The following is a 1,049-nucleotide window of genomic DNA, read 5'->3' on the forward strand; positions in this document are numbered from 1 at the left end:
GGCCTTCGGCCAGCGCCGGGTCGTACATCAGTTGCAGCCCGCTGCTGCGCGCGAACTGGTCCAGCGCCTGCGCCAGCGGCATGGGCGCGATGGCCGACGCGGTGGCGGCAGGCGCCGACCAGGCCGGCAACGAGGACGTGCAGCCCAACAGCAGGGCGATGGAGACGACGAGAGGCTTGCGCATGACGATCACACCGGAGGGGAGGAAGGGCGGGCCCGCGCGTGCTGCGCGACGGCCATGCTTCCTACGAGTGCCCCGGTGCGCCGTGCGGCTACCGTCGATTGCATGAATTTTTTCTTACAGCGGTGCCGGTGCGTGGCGGATGGTCACCGCGTGCGCATCGCGCTGCACCTGCACGTCCGGCAGGCTGCCGAGATAGGCGACGAAGGCCTCCGGATCGCGCAGGTGGAACACGCCGCTGACCCGCCGCGCCGCCAGCGCCGGGTCGGCGATGCGCAGCGGCTGCGTGGTGTAGGCGTTGAACAGGCGCGCCACTTCGCCCAGGCTGCGATCGTGCACGCCGACCTGCGCCGGCAGCCAGGCGGTGGCGTCGGCGATGTCGGCGTGGTCGCGCCGCGCCAGCACGCGGCCCTGCGCATCCACCCGCGCCTGCTGGCCGCGGCCCAGGTCGGCCAGCGTCGTCCCCTCCGACGGCAGGTCGCCTCGGTGCCACCACGCCGGGGTATCGCGCGACACCTGCACCCGCCCCTGCAGCACGGTGACGCGTGCACCACCGGCCTGCGGGTCGACCCCGAACACGGTGCCGACATCGCGCAGCACCAGCGCGCCAACGCTGACCCGCAGCGGCCGCGCGGGATCGTGGCCGAGATCGAACACCGCCTTGCCGCGCAGCAGGGCGATGTCGCGACGCTGCGTGCCGTAGCGCACCGCGATCGCGCCGCCGCGCTCCAGTTGCACCACGCTGCCGTCGTCCAGCGCGACGCTGCGCGGCGCGTCCGCTGGCGCTGCGTACACCGTCGCCGGCACTTGCTCCGGCGCGCTCAAGCGCAGCGCCACACCCGCGGCGGCCAGCGCGAGCACGGCGGAG

The 1,049-nt window shown here is 74.0% G+C and carries 2 protein-coding genes; both read right to left on the reverse strand.

Translation table 11 applies throughout. The annotated features are described in order from the left end of the window. Positions 1-184, reverse strand: a 184-nt coding sequence (locus tag D588_RS25365; RefSeq protein ID WP_043085929.1) for a hypothetical protein, incomplete at its 3' end; no start/stop codon positions are given. Between the two features lie 114 nt (positions 185-298). Further along, positions 299-1,049, reverse strand: a 751-nt coding sequence (locus D588_RS25370; RefSeq protein ID WP_017917021.1) for a FecR domain-containing protein, incomplete at its 5' end; no start/stop codon positions are given.

The organism is Xanthomonas sp. SHU 308, from assembly GCF_000364645.1.
GTDB classification, from domain to species: domain Bacteria; phylum Pseudomonadota; class Gammaproteobacteria; order Xanthomonadales; family Xanthomonadaceae; genus Xanthomonas_A; species Xanthomonas_A sontii.